Source organism: Bacillus sp. BS3(2021) (genome assembly GCF_021043345.1).
GTDB lineage: Bacteria > Bacillota > Bacilli > Bacillales > Bacillaceae > Bacillus > Bacillus paralicheniformis.
The window spans coordinates 235107-252868 of the sequence record NZ_JAJNDM010000005.1 but is presented as its reverse complement, the minus strand read 5'-3'; the positions used below and the strand labels follow the sequence as shown (position 1 = coordinate 252868).

The following is a 17762-nucleotide window of genomic DNA, read 5'->3' as shown; positions in this document are numbered from 1 at the left end:
TGCTGCCGGTATCGCCGGCAGCTTTTTTATTGCGGAATCAAACCGGAATCGGCAACAAAAAAAGGTTTTAAAGGGCGAAGGTGGAATAGTTTAAACAGTATCAATTGTAAACGTATTCACGGAGGTGCAAGATGGAGTATATCAAATGGAAAGACGAAGACGGGATTTTTGAAATTGTACTAAATCGCTCTGAGGCGTACAATGCCTTGAATGAAAAAATGCTTGAAGAACTGAATGAAGCTTTGCGTATTGCAGAGGAAAGCGAATCGCTGCTTCTCCTTGTGAGAGGCAGCGGCAAAGGATTTTCGGCAGGCGGAGACATTAAGATGATGCTGTCTTCCGGAGATCAAGACAGCTCTGCCCGCGTCATTGACACAATTTCTGAAATTGCGGTGAAGCTTTACAGCATGCCGAAGATGACGACAGCGGCTGTCCACGGGGCGGCCGCAGGTCTGGGATTGAGCCTCGCGCTCAGCTGCGACCATGTGCTGGTCGAAAAAGAGGCGAAGCTGGCGATGAATTTTATTGGCATCGGGCTTGTTCCCGACGGAGGCGGACACTTCTTTTTAGAGCGGAGAATCGGTGAAGCTGCGGCCAAAGAATTGATTTGGAGCGGGAAACAATTGACGGGGGCCGAAGCGCACGAACTTCGAATCGCAGACGCTGTATTCAGCGGGGACTCCGGCCGTTTTGCGCGCATCTATCTTGAAAAGCTTCTGCACGCTCCGCTGGCAGCGATGATTGAGACAAAAAAGATCTATCAGGCGCTGAATGGCGGTAGGCTGCAGAAAACGCTTGAACTCGAGAAAGCGGCCCAAATGAAAATGAGGCTGACAAGCGACCATCAGGAAGGAATCCGCGCATTTTTAGAAAAGCGCCAGCCGCAATTTAACCGTCAGCAAGTATAACAAGAGGGCCCGACAGGAAATTGACCTTGGGAAATGATGTGCAGAAGCAATTGTAAAAAAATTTAAGTTTCTATAAAATGATTCATAAGGACACAGGTCTGTACGAAGTCTTGGGAGGCGGGGAAATTGAAACAGAAGATTCCATCTGAATACGTTGCTAGTAAGCTGAATGATTGGTACAACGCCATTCGGAAAAATCAGATCGCCGCCAGTGAATCATTGAAAGCGGAAATTTTAAATGATTTTCAAGACATGGAAGAAAATCAGGACGTCCTGCTCTACTATTCGCTGCTCGAATTCAGGCATAAGCTGATGCTCAGCTATTTGAAACCACAAAAGACTGAAAATATTGAAAAAAACCTCCGCGACTTAGAAGAGAAAAAGGACCAAATGACAGGTTTACTAAACTATTATTACTGGTTTTTTAAAGGGATGTATGAGTTCAAACAAAAGCGGTTTGTCAAAGCAATCGGCTGCTATAAAACGGCTGAACAAAAAGTCAGCGCCTTGGAAGACGAGGTTGAAAAAGCGGAATTTTATTATAAGCTGGCGGAAATCTACTATTATATCAGCCAGAGATATTTATCGATCAACTATGCGACGCTCGCTTCCGACATTTTTAACCGGTATGAGACGCTAAAAGAAAAAAAGATTTTCTGCGATTTTATCATTGCCGGCAATTGGGTTGAATCGATGACATACGGACCAGCGCTGAAAAGCCTGGCCAACGCGCTTGAAGACGCCGCGAAAATCAAAAACAGCCATTTGACGGCAGCCGCTCATTTTAATTTGGGAAATTGCTATTTCCATCAAGAATCGTACCGGGAAGCCTCAGATCATATGGAGAGCGCCCTTTCCATTTTTGAACAGGAAAGTTCATCATATATTCCAAAAGTGCTGTACAACTTAATGTACGTCCGTCTAAAACAGGGAAATCATGTCGGAGCGGCCGACTGTTATGAAAAAGGCATCCGAAGTGCGGCATCGCTCGGAGATGAAGAACACGCGGCCAAGCTTAACATTCTATCCGGGCTGTATTTGGACGGCGGGGATCGGAAAGCCGTGGAAATCGGATTTGATTATTTGGAGTCAAACCATTTATATGCCGCTGTTGAAGAGCTGGCTTTAGACGCAGCCCAGTACTATAATCAAATGGAGCGGCTTGAAGATGCCATTTTTTACTATGAGAAGTGCGCTCAGGCAAGACGAAAAATCAAAAGGGGAGATGCGTTGTATGAAAGCTAAACTGTTGTTCGTCGCGGTGTCACTGGCTGTTGTGTTAACGTCTTCAGGCTTTTTGGCAGATGTGGGAAAAGCTCCTTCCTTGTACGCGGACAAAATGATCACGACTGACAAGGAGGCCCGAGTTTAAGAACATGATTTCATCTGAGAATGAGCGGGCTGACGCAGCGAAAGAATGGACGATGTATATTACAGTTTCTTGCCTTTTCATCCTGATCGTCTCTGTGATTTGTTTATTCGCTCCGGCCTACAGCTTGCAGGATCTGCTGTTTCGACTGTTTGATGCCGTCATCATCTGTGTGCTGGCGGTCAATGGCCTTTATTTTCTGCGAAAAAATAAAGGCGTCGCTTGCTTATCGTTTTTACTCTGTTTCATCAACATGGGACTGCTCATTGTTATGATGATCCACTAGTGTTTGGCGGATTAAAGGGCAGGCGGCAGCGGGAGACCTTCCCCAAAAGAGCCGCCTTGCCCCGTATTTTAGTCAGCTCCGGAAAACAATGATTTTACCGGACGAATGTACTACCCGGTGTGTATGCTCCAAAAATTGCTTTTCCTTCAGCATTCCTCTTCCTTTCTCTTTCGCTTCTTCATCATCGGCCGCTTCAAATCGCTCATTCAAAAGCGTTTCTCCACCAGTATCGAAAACGGTTACATAATAACTTTCCATTTCTCTTCCCCTTTCTCAAAATATGATCTATTTGTTTAAAATTATATAAAAATCAAAAAAATCCTTTTTAAAATGGTATGACTAACGTATGATTGTAAATTGGAAGGAGGAGTTATTATGCTCAAAATCGATCACGTCACGAAAAAGTTCGGTTCATTTACAGCTGTAAACGATCTGACGCTGGAGATTCCAGACAAGCAAATGTTCGGTCTGCTCGGCGCCAACGGAGCAGGGAAAACGACGACATTCCGAATGATATTAGGCCTTTTGAATGCGACAGAGGGTACTGTCACATGGAAAGGACAGCCGATTAACTACGGTATCACAAACAGCATCGGCTACTTGCCCGAAGAGCGCGGACTGTATCCGAAGCTGAAGGTGAAAGATCAGCTCGTATACCTTGGCCGCCTGAAAGGCATGACAAAGCAAAATGCGCTCAAGGAAATGGAGAAGTGGCTCGAACGGTTCCATATTACGGAATACGCCGACAAAAAGGTTGAGGAGCTCTCCAAAGGGAACCAGCAAAAAATTCAATTCATCACGGCCGTGCTGCACAAGCCGGAGCTTTTGATTCTTGACGAGCCGTTCAGCGGTCTCGATCCGGTGAATGTCGAGCTATTAAAAGACGCGGTCATTTCTTTGAAAGACGACGGCACTTCGATTGTATTTTCAAGCCACAGAATGGAGCATGTTGAAGAGCTGTGCGAACACGTCTGCATTTTGCAGCGCGGGACGCCTGTCGTTCAAGGGAAATTAAAAGAAATCAAACGTTCTTTTGGCAGAAAGAATGTCACGATTCACGCAGACGGCGACTTGAGCTTCTTGAAAGAGGCGGACGGTATCGTCAAATGGCGCGATCATTCCGAAGGAGTCCGCCTGCAGGTCGAAAATGAAGAAGTCTCTCAAGAGCTGTTTACAATGCTTCAAGGACGCGGGTTTATCAGAAAATTTGAACTTGAAGAGCCTTCTTTGCATGATATTTTCGTCGAAAAGGTAGGTGCCCGTTATGAATAAGTTTTGGATTGTTCTTTTTCATACATATTTCAGCAAGCTGAAAACAAAGTCGTTCATTATTTCAACGGTGATCACGCTTGCGCTTGTCGTGCTCGTCACAAATCTGGGATCGATTATTTCCATGTTTGATGACGGCGGAGAGGGTGATAAAATCGCCGTCATTGACCGTTCAAATCAGCTGTACGACACGTTTGCCCAGCAAGTGAAAGCACTCGACACTGATGAAGCGCTGGAAGTCGAAAAAGCGGATAAACCGGAAAAAGAGCTTGAAAAAGACGTCAGAGACGAAAATCTCGAAGGCATTTTAATCCTGGACAGAGATAAAAAAGGCGTGCTGAAGGGAACGTATAAAGCGCTCGAAATCGCTGATTCCACAGCTGTCTCCACGATTGAACAGGCGCTCTCACAAGCAAAGATTGCCGTTGGAACGGCTGAATTGAACGTACCACAGGAAAAGCTGAGTGAACTGTTTACACCGGTAAAAGTCAACAGTGTCGCCTTGAAAGAAGGCGCGAAAACCGAGGAAGAGCTTCAAAAGGCGACAGGGCTTGTATATGTTGTGCTGTTTGTCATCTATTTTTCGGTTTTGACGTACGCGTCAATGATCGCGACAGAAGTTGCGACGGAAAAGTCTTCCCGCGTGATGGAAATTTTAATTTCCAGCGTGCCGCCTGTCCAGCAAATGTTCGCCAAACTGTTCGGCGTCGCTCTGTTGGGATTGACACAGATTGCCGCGCTGTTTCTTGTCGGCTATCTTTCGCTCCAGTCCAGCCAGGAAAAGGGAGGGGATGCAGCCGATATGATTAAAGGATTTCTTGATATTTCCGGCGTACCTACTGCAACGCTTGTGTACGCGGCCATTTTCTTGATGCTCGGCTACTTCCTCTACGCAACTCTTGCGGCATTTCTCGGAAGCGTCGTCAGCCGGATTGAAGATGTTCAGCAGATGATTTCGCCGATGATTCTGCTGGTCGTCGCAGGATTCGTAATTGCCATGGTCGGGCTAAGTACACCGGATTCAACGTTCATTACCGTTACTTCATTCATTCCGTTCTTTGCGCCGATGATCATGTTTCTCAGAGTCGGCGTGCTTGATATTCCGTTTTGGGAAGCGGCACTCGGCATCGGCATTACCGCTCTCACCATTGTGATTCTCGCCGTCATCGGGGCGAGGGTGTATAAAGGCGGCGTGCTCATGTACACGAGCGGCGGCGGATTGAAAAATATCAAACAGGCGCTTCGTCTGTCAAAAGATCGATAATAAAAGAGAAAAGCAGCTTGAAAGAAAAGCTGCTTTTTTCGTGCAAAGAGTAGAACGTGCATTCGCTTTCAACCCGTGATAGAATGGGAGCAGAATATTTTATGAAAAGGAGCAGAAGATTGACAAACATCACTTTCATTCATGCGGCCGATCTGCACCTGGACAGTCCGTTTCACGGCATCAGCCGGCTACCTGAAGAGGTTTACCGGCGGATCAAAAACAGCACATTTAAAAGCGCTGAAAATGTGTTTAAGCTTGCGATTGATGAAGAGGCCGACTTCATTTTGCTTGCCGGCGATCTTTTCGACGAAGCAAACCGCAGTTTAAAAGCACAGATGTTTTTGAGAAAGCAATTTTTAAAGCTGAAAGAGAACAACATCCAAGTCTATGTGATTTTTGGCAATCACGATCATCTGGGCGGCGATTGGACGCCGATTGAATGGCCGGACAACGTCCACATTTTCTCGTCGGAAGACATTGAAGAAAAATCGTTTTACAAAGACGGCCGGCTCGCCGCAAGCATCTACGGCTACAGCTATCCCGAGCGCTCTGTTTATTCCAATAAGGCTGCTGAAATCAAAAAAACGACCGACGCGCCCTTGCATATCGGCATGATTCATGGGACGCTTTCCGGGGAGAGCGGCCATGATCCGTACTGTCCTTTTTCCCTTCAAGATTTAAAAAACGGCCGGATGGATTACTGGGCGCTTGGCCATATACATAAAAGACAGGTCATTTCAGCCTCCGAACCGGCGGTGATTTATCCGGGAAACACACAATCGCGGCACATGAAGGAAACGGGAGAGAAAGGCTGCTGTCTCGTCAATGTTTGCGGCGGAGAACTGTCCTTCGAATTTAAAGCCTTATCGGATGTTCTGTGGGAAACGGCCAGCATCGATATCTCCGGGACAAAGAAGATGACAGAGCTGATCAGCCTGATGCAGGATGCCCTTCAATCTTTCAGAAACAGAGGCAAGCCGGCATGCGTCAAGATGGTATTGACAGGAGAAACACCCTCTTATTTGGCGGAAGGACAGGCCGGCATCGTGGACGAGATCCTTGACATCTTCCATGAAGAAGAGCGGGAGGAAGACGCGTTCATCTGGCTTACCGCGATCGAAGATCAAACAGATGCCGCCTTGTCTGGAATTGAACGGGACGCTTTTTTTCAGGAGCTATTGCAAGAAATGCAGGAATTTCAGGATTTCAGCCTGATTTTTGACGATTTGGAGCGTCATCCGGTCTTTAGAAGGCACGGAGAGCGGTTTCATGAAGAAGACTTCCGGGACATTCGCGCGCAGGCGGAAAAACTGCTGCTTCATGAACTGAAGACATTGAAAAGATAAGGGAGGGTGCAGGGTGAATATACATGCGATACATATATACGGATACGGTAAATTTGCCAATCAGACATTTCGCCTGTCTCCTTCAAATCTGCATTTGGTCTACGGGCTCAATGAAGCCGGGAAAACGACGCTCATGTCGTTTATTGAAAGCGTGCTGTTCGGTTTTCCGAAGACGAAACGGTATGAGCCGAAAACGGGCGTCATTTACGGGGGGATGCTTGAGGTCGGGCACCCTGATTTGGGGCAGATCCGGATCGAACGAACGGCCGGAAAGCCTGAGCGGGTCACCGTTTATCTGGAAGACGGCAGCACGAAGCCGGAAGGTTTTTTAAATGAGCTGCTGTCAGGCGTCGACAGACAGCTGTATAAAGCGATCTATTCATTTGACGTGTTCGGCCTTCAGGAAATTCATAAATTCAACCGCGACAAAATCGGCCGTTTTCTGCTGTTTTCGAGTCTGTTCGGCTCTGATGCGATTTCAAAGATGGATGCCGGCCTCGTGAAAAAGCAGGAAGAGCTGTTTAAACCGAACGGCCGGAAACCTGAACTGAATCAGGAGCTCGACCGGTTAAAAAAGCTTTCCGAAGATTTGAAAAAAGCGAAAGCGCGGGAAGGCGACTACCACCGCCTGTTAAACGAAAAAAAAAGCGCCGAGGCGTCAATAAAGGACAGCGGACAACTGCTGAAAGATCTTGAGCATCTCGTCTCACAAATCGAGCAGGCGATTGAGATTCTGCCGGCGGCCGCGGAAAAACGCCAGCTGGAAGAGCAGCTCGCATCTTTCGGCGGCTCAGGAGAAAGCCGTTTCCCCGAAGGTGGACTTTTTGAGCTCGAAAAGCTCGAATCCCACCTGCATCCAAAAGCGGCTCAGCTGAAGGCGCTGGAAGAGAAAAAGCGCCGTTTGGAACAGCGGGCCGCCGCTTTTGCACCGGCTGAAGACTTTCTCGAGCACGAAGCGGAAGAGCTTTTAAAAGCATATCCGTTTTACCAGTCGTATTCCGAAAAAATCGCGTCTTTGACTGATCAGCTTCACCAGATTAACGGACGGGTTCAAGCGGGGCTTGGGCGCCTGAAAATCGAGGAATGCGATATCCTCAATGCGGACACCGCGTATGAATATGAGTGGAAGCTGCAGGAAACCGCTCAGGCATACATCGAGCTGCGTGAACTGAAACGGTCGCTTGACGAACGCTTTGAGCAGGCGAGAGCTGATCTGGAGGAAGCTGAACAGGCCCACGCCGCTCTCAGCAATGAAGTGATGCCGGAAGATGTCCGCAAGCAAAAGGAGGAAACCCTCAGCCACCTTGCGTCAGCCGGCGGCCATGCCGGAAGACGGGAAGAGCTGCTCCTTCAGCTGTCCTATCTGAAGCAAGAACAAAAGGTTCGGATGAAAAGAAGAAAGACCGCTTTTGCAGCAGCGCTTTGTGCTGCTTTCGCGGCCGCTTTTGCGGCGCTCTTTTTCAAGGAGTGGTTCCCGGGCGCTTTACTCGTGCCGATCTTGCTCATATTTGCCGCTGTTGTTCTAAAAAAGCCCGAGCCTTCCGCGGCAGCGGCTTTTATTCAAAAACAGCTGGACGACATTGATCGCAGCGGTACAAAAAGCGGAGTGAGTGACAACGCTTTGAGGGAAGAGCTGTGGAAGGACGACCAAACCCGGCAGCTCCTTATCGCAAAACAAGCAGAGCTCAGACAGAGAGAAGCGGAATATGAAAGAGCGATTCAGAAGTTCGAAGCGTGGGAAAAGGATATCCGTCCGTATCAGGAGAAGACCGAACGCTATTTGAGAGAGCTGAACCTGTCAATCGACCCGTCATTTTTAGCCGATGCGTACGCTTTGATCAAGGAACTCCGAGAGGAAATGTTGAAAAAGCGGGATATCGAGCAAGAGCTGAGCCGCCTTCAAGCTAAAAAAGCATCCTTTGAAGCGGAATTGAGAAAGCTTGTCTCATCTCTCGGCCGCGCTGGCGAAAGCGTCCAAGAGCAGGTGTTTCTACTGAAAAGCGCGCTTGGTTCCCAAAAAGAAAAACTTCGGCAAAAACAGGAAGCGGACGTGTCTTTAAAGCATACCGCCGAACAAATCAAAGAGCTGACAAAAGAGACGGAATACTTCCAATCCCAAATTGGCGAACTCTTTCAAAAAGCAGGGGCGGACGGCCGTGAGATGTTCATCGGTCTGGCGAAGCGCGACCAAGCCAAAAAAGAATTAACGGCAAGGCTCGGGCAGCTCAAAAGAGAGCTCGGCAGGCAGGACGAGAAGGCCGTCATGCTTGCATCAGAACACTCTCTTGCAGAACTGAAAGGAAAGCTGGCCGAGGCGCAGGAAAAAAGAGCCCGTATAGAAAATAAGCTTGCAGAAGAAAGACAAAAGGCGGCGAATGTCCATGCGGAACTGGTCAGACTTGAGGAATCGGGAGCGGTATCCGAGCTCGCCTATCAGACCGGAATGCAAAAAGAGCGGGTCGCCGAACTGGCCAAAAAGTGGGCAGCCGTCAAGCTGATCCGGCAGGCGGTCAAAAACAAGATCGATGAACATAAGAAGGTTCGGCTTCCGAAGCTGTTACAAACGGCTGAAACATTACTGAACCCATTGACTGCCGGGCAATACGAAAAAATTTATTTTTCTGAAACAGATGAATCCATGATGGTCATGCGGAAAGACGGGGCTGTTTTTTACGCCCACGAACTGTCCCAGGCAACTTGTGAACAGCTCTATTTAGCGATCCGATTCGCTCTGGCCCTCTCCCATCAAAAGGAAGTCAAATTGCCGTTCCAGCTGGATGACAGCTTTGTCCACTTTGACGAGGAGAGGTTTAAACAAGTGCTGAACATCTTAAAAAAGCTTTCAGGCGAAGAACAGCAAATCTTGTATTTTACGTGTCATGAACATGTAAGAGAAGCTTTTCACGACGAAGATGTGATCCTGCTGCCTCCCGTCATGAAAAACGTGGAAGTAAAGGGTATAACTAACAAATAAAAGTGTGTGCTATAATGATTTTATGTAGGAAAACGGAGGGAGCTTTATCATGGCAAAAGGTATCATGCTGCACGAAGTTGGCGAGCAGGTTGATTTGTATTTGCTCATTAAATCGTCAACGAAAGGAATCGCGAGCAATGGGAAACCGTTTTTAACGCTGATGCTCCAGGATCAGTCCGGAGATATAGAAGCGAAGCTTTGGGACGCCAAACAGCAGGACGAAGTGACCTACGGCCCGCAGACGATCGTGAAAGTGGTCGGCGACATTCATCATTACCGCGGGCGGAATCAGCTGAAGCTGAGAAACATCAGACCTGCGGGCGACAATGACAATGTCAAAATCGATGACTTTCTTGAGACTGCACCGATTCCCAAAAACGAAATGATGGATGCGGTCACTCAATATATTTTTGAAATGAAAAACCCGAGTATTCAGCGAATCACGAGGCACCTCGTCAAAAAATACGGCAAGGAATTCATTGATTATCCAGCTGCGACGAAAAATCACCACGAGTTCGTATCAGGTCTCGCATACCATGTTGTCTCCATGCTGAACCTGGCCAAATCGGTCGCAGACCTGTATCCGTCGCTCGATCGCGACCTATTGTACGCAGGTGTTATTTTGCATGACCTTGGAAAAGTAAAAGAACTATCCGGACCGGTGTCCACGACCTATACTGTCGAAGGGAATCTGCTGGGGCACATTTCGATTATGGTGACAGAAATTGCAAAAGCAGCCGAAGAGCTTCAAATTGATTCAGAAGAAGTGCTGATTCTCCAGCATTTGATTTTAAGCCATCACGGCAAACCCGAATGGGGCAGTCCAAAGCCGCCGATGGTCAAGGAAGCGGAAATTCTTCACTATATCGACAACCTTGACGCGAAGATCAATATGATGGACAGAGCGCTCGAACGGGTCAAGCCGGGAGAGTATACCGAACGCGTCTTTGCATTGGATAATCGTTCCTTTTACAAGCCTGTTTTTCACAAATAAGCGTCATAACTTGTCTCCCTTTTGCATAATGTCTGATATACAGTTTATTCAAAAAAGGGGGAAAAGCCGTGCTGCTGTTTCCGTGGTGGGTGTACCTTTGCATCGTCGGCATTATTTTCAGCGCCTATAAGCTGATGACGACGGCAAAGGAAGAGGAAAAGATCGATCAGGCTTTTATCGAAAAAGAAGGCCGCATTTATATCGAACGGATGGAAAAAGAAAAAGCACAGCGCATGAAGCGTTCATTGGATGAAGATCAAGAACAGCATGAAAAATCGGCTGACAGTCATTCCATCGCATAAAAAAAGCTGTCCGGCCCCGCGAGGGGAGGACAGCTTTTTTGGCGTCAGCTGCTGCTGCTTGTCTGAGCTTGGCGCTGGTCGACTTGTTTTTTCAACTCTTTGTCTTTTACTTTTAGATCAGCATCTTTGACAAGTTTGTCGATAACAGATTGCAGTTCAGTTTGATCGTTTTGCTTTTGTTCTTGGACCTCTTTTTTGAGATCTTTTTTCATGTCTTCATATTTGCCGCGCTCTTCGTCTTTCTTAATGATGTGATAGCCGAATTGCGATTTCACAGGGCCGCTGATTTCGCCGGTTTTCAAAGCAAACGCAGCTTTGACGAAATCCTTGTCCATGTTATCTTCCTTGCCGACCCATCCGAGGTCGCCGCCTTTTTCGGCTGTTCCGTCAGTTGAATACTCTTTTGCAAGGTCTTCGAATTTTTCGCCTTTTTTCAGCTTTTTCTCAACTTCTTCAGCCGTTTTCTTTTCCTTCACAAGAATGTGGCTCAAGTGGATTTTGCCTTTTAGGCCGTCATAATATTCTTTTACGTCATCATCGGTTACTTTTATGTTATCCTTTGCGGCTTTTTTCATGAGAAGTTCGTATTTGATCTGTTCTTTGACGAAGTCTTCGCCTTTCTGCTCAATGAGCTGGTTGAGCTGGTCACCCATCGACTTTTTGTACTCGTTCAGCTTTTTGTCGATTTCTTTGTCGGAGACATTGTATTTATCATCGAGTACTTTTTGCTGAACGAGCATGTTCAGTGCGTCCGCTCCGGCATTGTCTTTTAATGTTTGATAAAGGTCTTCTTTTGTAATATTTCCAGCTTTTGTTTCTGCAACAACCTCAGAGTCTCCTCCGCTGCATGCGCTGAGAGCCAGCACACTTGTCGCTGTAATCGCCGCAATTGCAATCTTCTTCATAAATGCAAACACTCCTAATCATAACAGTTTAAACTTTCCTTTGAATTGTATCATATCATATTCTGACATGCTGTAAAAAGATTTTCAACAGAGGGGCATCCGTCTAGTCAAATTTTCTTTCCGCTCATACAAATATATTGATCAAGAAAAGGAGGTCAATAACATGAGCGGAGGATACTCAAGCGGTTTTGCTTTATTGGTCGTGTTGTTCATTTTATTAATCATCGTTGGTGCAGCTTATCTGTACTAAAACCTTAGAAAATGAGAAAAGAACCGTCATTTTTTCAAGCGGTTCTTTTCTTTTGGACGATAGCCTAATCGTTTCATGACATTCGTGCATACACTAATGTAACGACTGGGGCAGAGGAGGTGTCAATATGGGCGACGGTTATACAGGAGGTTTCGCTGGCGGCTTTGCGCTGCTTGTGGTACTGTTCATCTTATTAATTATTATTGGTGCTTCTTGGATATGCTAATCAACAAAAGGATAGCTGCCGGATCAATACGATCGGCAGCTATCCTTTTTTTCTTTACACCGTAAAGGAAATCTCAATGAATGATGAGATCAATAAAATTAAGATCAGCACATTAATCATTCTAAACACCTTATCCTGCCGTTCTTCAGGAATCTCTCTGACAAGGCATAAAGAGTTTGTAAGCTTGTTTATGTTGAAGACAGTAAAAACCGCAAACAAGATGAAATAAAAAAGGATGATAGGAGATCCCCCTCTCTGTTTCTGCTCCATACTACATTACCAAATATTTATTAAAAAAGATAGAAAATAGACTGAAAAAAAGGATTTTCCAAGTGCCGAGCGGCTGGATTATTTTTGTATTAAAATATCAAAATCGTCGGCTTCCTGATCGACATAGCAGTTTTTAGGCGCTTTGATCAGTTTCCAGGCAAACAGAAAATCAGGCAGACAATAGCCGAAATGAATGCTTGAAATGATGCAGTAATAATGAGCAAAGCTCGGCATCACAGCCCCCGCGTAAAATAAAGCAGGCGTGATGACGAAAAAAGGGCAGAGAAGAGAGACAAGCATCGTGTTTTTTGGAACTTCTCTCCATGTTCTCATTTTCAACCAATAAATCTTTTTTTCTAATTTTTTCTTGCTGATCAACGGCAAGATATGAAGAATTTTATGGGCAATTATAGCCGCAACCAATAGTCCTGCAAACAAAAGGGCATGATCGCCTCTCTGAACAGTTTGCGGATGAATCAGTTGCATCGCTAAATATTCGGGAATAAAAAATAAAATCATTAAACTGACGGCAGTAAGCACGATGCGCATGCCTCCATAATCTTTAACGAGATTGATGGTTTTCCAGCAACTCATAAATGACATCCTTCCGTTTCAACAAACTGTTATATGAAATCCTCAGAATAATTTACTCCTCTGGATGAGAAAAATCAATCCCTTTTTCGAAAAAAATTTCGTCATTTTCCAAAGAATTTAGAAGGGTGTAAAAGGAACAGAAATCTCCCGTGTTGAACTTTCATCAGAAGGGAATATCGGCTAAAATAAGAGAAAGGGAGAGAAGGGACAAATATGAACTCTATGGAGCAACGCCTTGAGCGGCTGGAATATTACATCAAACTGTTATTGAACAATGCGGATATGGAAGAGTATCCGTATTATAAAATGTTGATCGAAAAGGGCTTATCAGAGGAAGAAGCAAAGGAAACGGAAAAGCTGTGCGAAGAGCTCTCCAAGGAGCTTGAAGCACAAAAAGCGCAAGGATATGTGATGTTCGATCATCTCCTCACGCTTTTTGCGGGACAGTTAAATGAAAAACTTGAAGTGCACGAAACGATTTTCGCCCTTCACAGACAAGGTCTGTACAAACCGCTGATGAGCGAATTCATCAGCATTATCAGGCAATACGATCTGGCTTAGTTTTTAAGAGGCTCAAGCGGTTTGTCCATCTCTATCGATTCCCCGGCTTCTTTTGCTTCTTGTTTTTTCTTCATTTTGCCCTCTTCGCTCGTAAATTCACTTTCGATGTTTGAAAACGATTTTTCGAAAATTTCCATGAAATCATCGCCGTAAATATGGCGGATGATCGACATCATCTCGACGATTTCTGGAAACTTCCCGTACAGCTGATGAAGGGGCTGAGCGCCTTTTAAGACGGCATTCCGGGTCGGATCGTAAGACTCGAGGATTTTAAGGAAAACGTCTTCACCTTTCGGAGTCAGCTGAATGTAAGTGTTTCGTTTGTCATTCAACTTTTTGGAAAACTCCAGGTAACCTCTTTCCTCAAGTTTTTTTGAAAAATTAAACGCTGTGGATACGTGCATGACGCCGAACTTGGCGATTTCCGAAATGGATGCACCGTTCAGCTGGTAGGCGATCCACAAAATATGATGCTCGTTAATGTTCAGATCATAAGGTTTAATCCACTGCTGCCAATCCTTTTCTATTGACTTCCAAAGCGCCTTGCTAAGCTGTGCCATTCTTTGACTGAATAAAAGGGCTTCTTTCACCGTATAGGGCTCTTCCGCTCGATTCATTCACTTCACCTGCTTCTCTTTATCTTATAATTTCTATTATGCCAATAAAATAAAGATTAATAAAGATGTAAATTTACGAAATTTTTAAAAAATCCAGCTTTACGGTGTGAAATCAGGATTTTACCCAAAAAAAGAGCGTGAAAATTTTCCATTCACACCCCTTTTTTAAGGTTCATTTTTTTCGCTGAGTATATTAGTTTTGTAAGGTTTTCTCCAGCTGTTTTATCTTTTCTTCAATCTCAGCGATTTCCTTTTTTAAGTCCTGCTGGTGAGGTTTGATTTCCTCGCGCCATTCCTGGATGGACGTTTGCAGTTCGCTGCCGACGTCTTTGATGATTTCCGCGCCTTCTATGGCGGTTTTGACGAATTGCTCTTTTAATGCGATTCCGTCGTTTTTCAGCCTTTTGACGGTGTCTTCCCATTTACCGCAGTTGGCTTTTAGCTGTCCTCTCAAGTTTTTTCCTGAAGTCGGCGCGGTCAGCAATGCTGCAACACCGCCAATAACACCGCCTACAATCAGTCCAGCTGCTAAAGATCGGCCTTTTGACATGTACATCACCCCGGTTATATTTTTAAAGATCAGGCTTGGCAGGCGCCCGTCTTCTCATGATTAGATACTGGCGTTCGAGCCGGGCCATCCGTTTCTCTTCTTAGAAACTTCTGCATAGCTTGCTTTATTTTAGCATACTTTTAAAAAAAGGAGGGAGAGGGTTGTCTGTCATTATCATTGTTTTGACAATTTTAAGCGCTGTGTTTACCGCCGGCTCCTTTTATTATTTAAGGCTTCTCGGACATTCTGCATCTTACCCGCCGAAACGCATTCTTAAACAAAAAGCGCTTTTTTGCACGGGAAGCGCAGGATTGGCGCTCCTGCTCCTTTTTTTTATTCAGCTTCTTATATAAAATATCGGGCGGATTCCCCTTTTTTTGACCATCAAAATGAAAAAAACCTCTTCAAAAAAAGGATAACCCTTTTCAAGAAGAGGTTCTGGTTTTATTTGACTTGTTCAATCAGCCTTGAGCGCTTCATGATCGACTGCACGATCGGGAAGATGACCGCCATGGCGATCGTGTTGATCAAGGCAGCAGGTAAAACGACAACAGAAAACAGGGTAATGAACCCCTGGTTTCCAGGCAGGCCGACGATGAACAGCGCAGCCGTAAGGAAAATGGTTCCGGAAAGAACCGTTCCTGCAGCAGTTAATCCGGCGGCGGCAAGCGTTTTGCTGTTCAGCTTTTTCACAAGCAGAAATACGCCGAAAAACATCAAGGCTGTTAGCGGTTTGTCGATGATGTTGGGCAGCTGTCCTCCCGGAAAAGCCGTCGTCAACGCGGAAATGACGCCTGTCACGATTCCGATGACAAGAACATTTTGCAATCTAGGGAACAAAAGGATTCCCATAAACATCATGATCAGCATCATATCCGGCTTCATTCCGTAGAAAAAAGGCGGAATCACAGCGTGAAGCGCCGCTCCAATGGCGACAAACAGGGCCATAGCCACTAATTCTTTTGTTTTCATGTCTATTCTCTCCTCATCTAGGCTCTTTTTACGCTTTCCAATAATATGCTCGTCATTTATTGCGAAAGCTTTCTAGTAGTATATCAAACTTTCGAAGGAATGGGGAAGCCTTTTTCGCCATCTTCCATCATCAGGATAAACCATCAGTTTTCTTCGTGGAATTTCTTCATAAAGGCTGCCAGCTTTTCGCAGTCTTCAACAGATACGGCATTGTAAATCGAAGCGCGGCAGCCTCCGACCGAACGGTGTCCGCCAAGCCCTGACATTTTTTCTTCCTTTGCCTTTGCGATGAATGATGCTGTCAGCTCATCATTTTTGAGCGTAAAGGTAACGTTCATGTTTGAGCGGCTGTCTTCTCTCGCATGGCCGCGGTAGAATCCGCCGCTTTCGTCGATCGCGTTGTATAAAATACCGGCCTTTTCGCGATTGCGTTTCTCAATGGCATCGAGGCCGCCTTTTTCCTTGAGCCACTCCAGCACGAGAGACAGCATATAAATCGCAAAAGTCGGAGGGGTATTGTAGAGAGAATCCGCTTTGGCATGTGTTGAGTACTTCAGGATTTTGGCAACTTGCTCGTTTTCTTTGCCGAGCCAGTCTTTTTTCATGATGACAACGGTCACCCCTGACGGTCCGAGGTTTTTCTGAGCGCCGGCATAGATGATATCAAATTGGGAAACATCGATTTTTCTGCTTAAAATATCGCTGGACATATCAGCGACAACCGGAATCGGAGCGTCAGGGAACTTTTGCCACTGCGTTCCGAAGATCGTGTTGTTGGAAGTCAGGTGGAGGTAAGCACCGTCTGCCGGAATCTCCGGTACTTCGGGAATATAGCTGTACGTATTTTCTTTACTGGACGCGATGATCGATGTGTTTCCGAAGAGCTTCGCTTCGGCGAGCGCTTTTTCAGACCAGGCGCCTGTCATTATGTAGTGCGCCGTTTTGTCTTTGGAGAGGAAGTTCATCGGAATCATTGAGAACTGAAGGCTTGCTCCGCCTTGCAGAAACATGACTTCATAATCATCAGGTATGTCCATCAGTTCCTTTAACAGAGCTTTCGCTTTTTGATGAACGGCGTCATACTCTTTGCTGCGGTGGGACAGCTCCATCACGGACATCCCCGCACCGTTGAAATCAAGAAATTCGTCTTTCGCCTTTTGCAGTACTTCTAAAGGCAGTGCTGCCGGTCCTGCGTTAAAGTTCGTTGTACGTATCATCACAATCGCTCCCTGTTCATGTATAAAAATATAAAACCATCCTATCATAAAAGGTTCCGGTTATACATAAAAAATTTGAATTGTGTGAAATATAGAACAAAGTCTATTTAGTCGTGCCGGGCGATCTGATAAATGTGGAGTTTTTTTGAACGAAAAAAAGACGCCGGCAGCTGCCGGCGCCCTTGGACAATGTCTCGATTACAGGTGCTTGTTGATGGAAGCTGCAATGTTCTGCAAGTCTTCCGGTGAATAGTCGTCCGCATGTGTTTTCCAGACGGCTCCGAATCCGTCTCCTTTGCCGTAGCGGGGGATGATGTGCATGTGATAGTGGAAGACGGACTGCCCCGCTTTTTCGCCATTGTTATTCAGAAGGTTTAAGCCGATCGGCTCGTATTCGTCTTTGATAGCTTGGGCGATTTTCGGAACCGCTTCAAAAAATTCCCTTGAAACATCAGGTGTCATTTCGTAAATATTGGTTTTATGAACTTTTGGAATCACAAGCGTATGCCCTTTTGTGACTTGGCTGATGTCGAGAAAAGCCAATACATGTTCATTTTCAAATACCTTTGCACAAGGGATTTCTCCGTTTATGATTTTGCAGAAAATACAGTCGCTCATACTTTTCCTCCTTTTTCCATCAGGGAAAGGTTATGTATAAGCAACATATTACCACAATTTGCGCGAAAACACGAAAAACAGGATGAACGGCTCCAACGTTCACCCTGCCAGAAGAAGGTACGCTTTAATGAAGAAACGTTAACTGCCTTTTGCAAGCACCCCATTTTCGTCAAAATGAAAGCTTGTAACGCCTATACATTTCCTGCGACAAACACCTCATTTGATCGTCACACCTTTTTTATATGACGGAGATGTCAAATAAAGCAGGTG

23 protein-coding genes are annotated in these 17762 nt (G+C 45.7%); 14 read left to right on the top strand and 9 right to left on the bottom strand.

Annotated elements, in window-relative coordinates; translation table 11 throughout:
• Positions 1-131: 131 nt before the first annotated feature.
• From LQ247_RS13315 to LQ247_RS13300, 4 genes are all read left to right on the top strand, one after another.
• The gene (locus LQ247_RS13315) at positions 132-908 is read left to right on the top strand and encodes an enoyl-CoA hydratase (RefSeq protein ID WP_020450783.1); all 777 of its coding nucleotides are present in this window, start codon (positions 132-134) and stop codon (positions 906-908) included.
• Between the two features lie 126 nt (positions 909-1034).
• Positions 1035-2153, top strand: coding sequence for a Rap family tetratricopeptide repeat protein (locus tag LQ247_RS13310; RefSeq protein WP_026579963.1), 1119 nt, complete (start codon positions 1035-1037; stop codon positions 2151-2153).
• The gene (locus LQ247_RS13305; protein WP_023856549.1) at positions 2143-2280 is read left to right on the top strand and encodes a hypothetical protein; all 138 of its coding nucleotides are present in this window, start codon (positions 2143-2145) and stop codon (positions 2278-2280) included. The genes LQ247_RS13310 and LQ247_RS13305 overlap by 11 nt, the downstream gene beginning before the upstream one ends.
• A 4-nt stretch (positions 2281-2284) precedes the next feature.
• Positions 2285-2563: a hypothetical protein gene (locus tag LQ247_RS13300; protein ID WP_105979107.1), complete on the top strand. Its 279-nt coding sequence runs from the start codon at positions 2285-2287 to the stop codon at positions 2561-2563.
• A 72-nt stretch (positions 2564-2635) separates the two neighbouring features.
• On the opposite strand, the gene LQ247_RS13295 is transcribed toward LQ247_RS13300, so the two are convergent.
• On the bottom strand, positions 2636-2821 hold the full coding sequence (locus LQ247_RS13295) for a YhzD family protein (protein ID WP_020450786.1): 186 nt from the start codon (positions 2819-2821) through the stop codon (positions 2636-2638).
• A 117-nt stretch (positions 2822-2938) separates the two neighbouring features.
• On the opposite strand from LQ247_RS13295, the gene LQ247_RS13290 reads away from it, so the two are divergent.
• The 6 genes from LQ247_RS13290 to LQ247_RS13265 all read left to right on the top strand — a co-directional run bounded on the left by LQ247_RS13290 (position 2939) and on the right by LQ247_RS13265 (position 10712).
• The gene (locus LQ247_RS13290; protein ID WP_020450787.1) at positions 2939-3835 is read left to right on the top strand and encodes an ABC transporter ATP-binding protein; all 897 of its coding nucleotides are present in this window, start codon (positions 2939-2941) and stop codon (positions 3833-3835) included.
• Complete coding sequence (locus LQ247_RS13285; protein ID WP_039072583.1) at positions 3828-5096, top strand: ABC transporter permease; 1269 nt, start codon at positions 3828-3830, stop codon at positions 5094-5096. Before LQ247_RS13290 ends, LQ247_RS13285 begins: the two co-directional genes overlap by 8 nt.
• Before the next feature lie 101 nt (positions 5097-5197).
• The gene (locus LQ247_RS13280; protein WP_231006149.1) at positions 5198-6442 is read left to right on the top strand and encodes a metallophosphoesterase family protein; all 1245 of its coding nucleotides are present in this window, start codon (positions 5198-5200) and stop codon (positions 6440-6442) included.
• Positions 6443-6455: 13 nt separating this feature from the next.
• Positions 6456-9416, top strand: a complete 2961-nt coding sequence (locus LQ247_RS13275; RefSeq protein WP_231006148.1) for an AAA family ATPase — start codon at positions 6456-6458, stop codon at positions 9414-9416.
• Positions 9417-9465: 49 nt separating this feature from the next.
• Entirely contained in the window at positions 9466-10410 is a 945-nt protein-coding gene (yhaM, locus tag LQ247_RS13270) for a 3'-5' exoribonuclease YhaM (protein ID WP_020450791.1), read from the top strand.
• A 68-nt stretch (positions 10411-10478) separates the two neighbouring features.
• The gene (locus LQ247_RS13265) at positions 10479-10712 is read left to right on the top strand and encodes a sporulation YhaL family protein (protein WP_020450792.1); all 234 of its coding nucleotides are present in this window, start codon (positions 10479-10481) and stop codon (positions 10710-10712) included.
• 44 nt (positions 10713-10756) lie between these two features.
• On the opposite strand, the gene LQ247_RS13260 is transcribed toward LQ247_RS13265, so the two are convergent.
• Positions 10757-11617 (bottom strand): peptidylprolyl isomerase, encoded by an 861-nt coding sequence (locus tag LQ247_RS13260; protein WP_020450793.1) that lies wholly within the window; start codon positions 11615-11617, stop codon positions 10757-10759.
• A gap of 163 nt (positions 11618-11780) precedes the next feature.
• On the opposite strand from LQ247_RS13260, the gene LQ247_RS13255 reads away from it, so the two are divergent.
• Together LQ247_RS13255 and LQ247_RS13250 are read left to right on the top strand one after the other, a co-directional pair.
• A complete protein-coding gene (locus tag LQ247_RS13255) occupies positions 11781-11867 on the top strand; it encodes a YjcZ family sporulation protein (RefSeq protein WP_003180245.1) in 87 nt (28 codons plus the stop codon).
• Between the two features lie 127 nt (positions 11868-11994).
• Entirely contained in the window at positions 11995-12093 is a 99-nt protein-coding gene (locus tag LQ247_RS13250) for a YjcZ family sporulation protein (RefSeq protein WP_020450794.1), read from the top strand.
• Positions 12094-12147: 54 nt separating this feature from the next.
• Here the strand turns inward: LQ247_RS13250 and LQ247_RS13245 are convergent, their stop codons facing one another.
• Both LQ247_RS13245 and LQ247_RS13240 read right to left on the bottom strand, forming a co-directional pair.
• Positions 12148-12363 carry a hypothetical protein gene (locus LQ247_RS13245; RefSeq protein ID WP_003180249.1) on the bottom strand — a complete coding sequence of 72 codons (216 nt, stop codon included), beginning with the start codon at positions 12361-12363 and terminating at the stop codon, positions 12148-12150.
• Between the two features lie 78 nt (positions 12364-12441).
• A complete protein-coding gene (locus tag LQ247_RS13240; RefSeq protein WP_231006147.1) occupies positions 12442-12957 on the bottom strand; it encodes a DUF3267 domain-containing protein in 516 nt (171 codons plus the stop codon).
• 213 nt (positions 12958-13170) lie between these two features.
• On the opposite strand from LQ247_RS13240, the gene LQ247_RS13235 reads away from it, so the two are divergent.
• A complete protein-coding gene (locus tag LQ247_RS13235; protein ID WP_023856555.1) occupies positions 13171-13518 on the top strand; it encodes a YhaI family protein in 348 nt (115 codons plus the stop codon).
• Here the strand turns inward: LQ247_RS13235 and LQ247_RS13230 are convergent.
• Positions 13515-14135 carry an HTH-type transcriptional regulator Hpr gene (locus LQ247_RS13230; RefSeq protein WP_020450797.1) on the bottom strand — a complete coding sequence of 207 codons (621 nt, stop codon included), beginning with the start codon at positions 14133-14135 and terminating at the stop codon, positions 13515-13517. The genes LQ247_RS13235 and LQ247_RS13230 overlap by 4 nt on opposite strands.
• A 193-nt stretch (positions 14136-14328) precedes the next feature.
• Positions 14329-14685 (bottom strand): YtxH domain-containing protein, encoded by a 357-nt coding sequence (locus LQ247_RS13225; protein WP_003180256.1) that lies wholly within the window; start codon positions 14683-14685, stop codon positions 14329-14331.
• Between the two features lie 161 nt (positions 14686-14846).
• On the opposite strand from LQ247_RS13225, the gene LQ247_RS13220 reads away from it, so the two are divergent.
• A complete protein-coding gene (locus tag LQ247_RS13220; RefSeq protein ID WP_231006146.1) occupies positions 14847-15038 on the top strand; it encodes a hypothetical protein in 192 nt (63 codons plus the stop codon).
• A gap of 91 nt (positions 15039-15129) precedes the next feature.
• Here LQ247_RS13220 and LQ247_RS13215 read toward each other — a convergent pair whose 3' ends face one another.
• The 3 genes from LQ247_RS13215 to LQ247_RS13205 all read right to left on the bottom strand — a co-directional run bounded on the left by LQ247_RS13215 (position 15130) and on the right by LQ247_RS13205 (position 17492).
• The gene (locus tag LQ247_RS13215; RefSeq protein ID WP_020450799.1) at positions 15130-15657 is read right to left on the bottom strand and encodes a tryptophan transporter; all 528 of its coding nucleotides are present in this window, start codon (positions 15655-15657) and stop codon (positions 15130-15132) included.
• Between the two features lie 143 nt (positions 15658-15800).
• On the bottom strand, positions 15801-16874 hold the full coding sequence (serC, locus tag LQ247_RS13210) for a 3-phosphoserine/phosphohydroxythreonine transaminase (RefSeq protein ID WP_229129130.1): 1074 nt from the start codon (positions 16872-16874) through the stop codon (positions 15801-15803).
• A gap of 198 nt (positions 16875-17072) precedes the next feature.
• Positions 17073-17492 (bottom strand): HIT family protein, encoded by a 420-nt coding sequence (locus LQ247_RS13205; RefSeq protein WP_020450801.1) that lies wholly within the window; start codon positions 17490-17492, stop codon positions 17073-17075.
• Positions 17493-17762 lie beyond the last annotated feature (270 nt).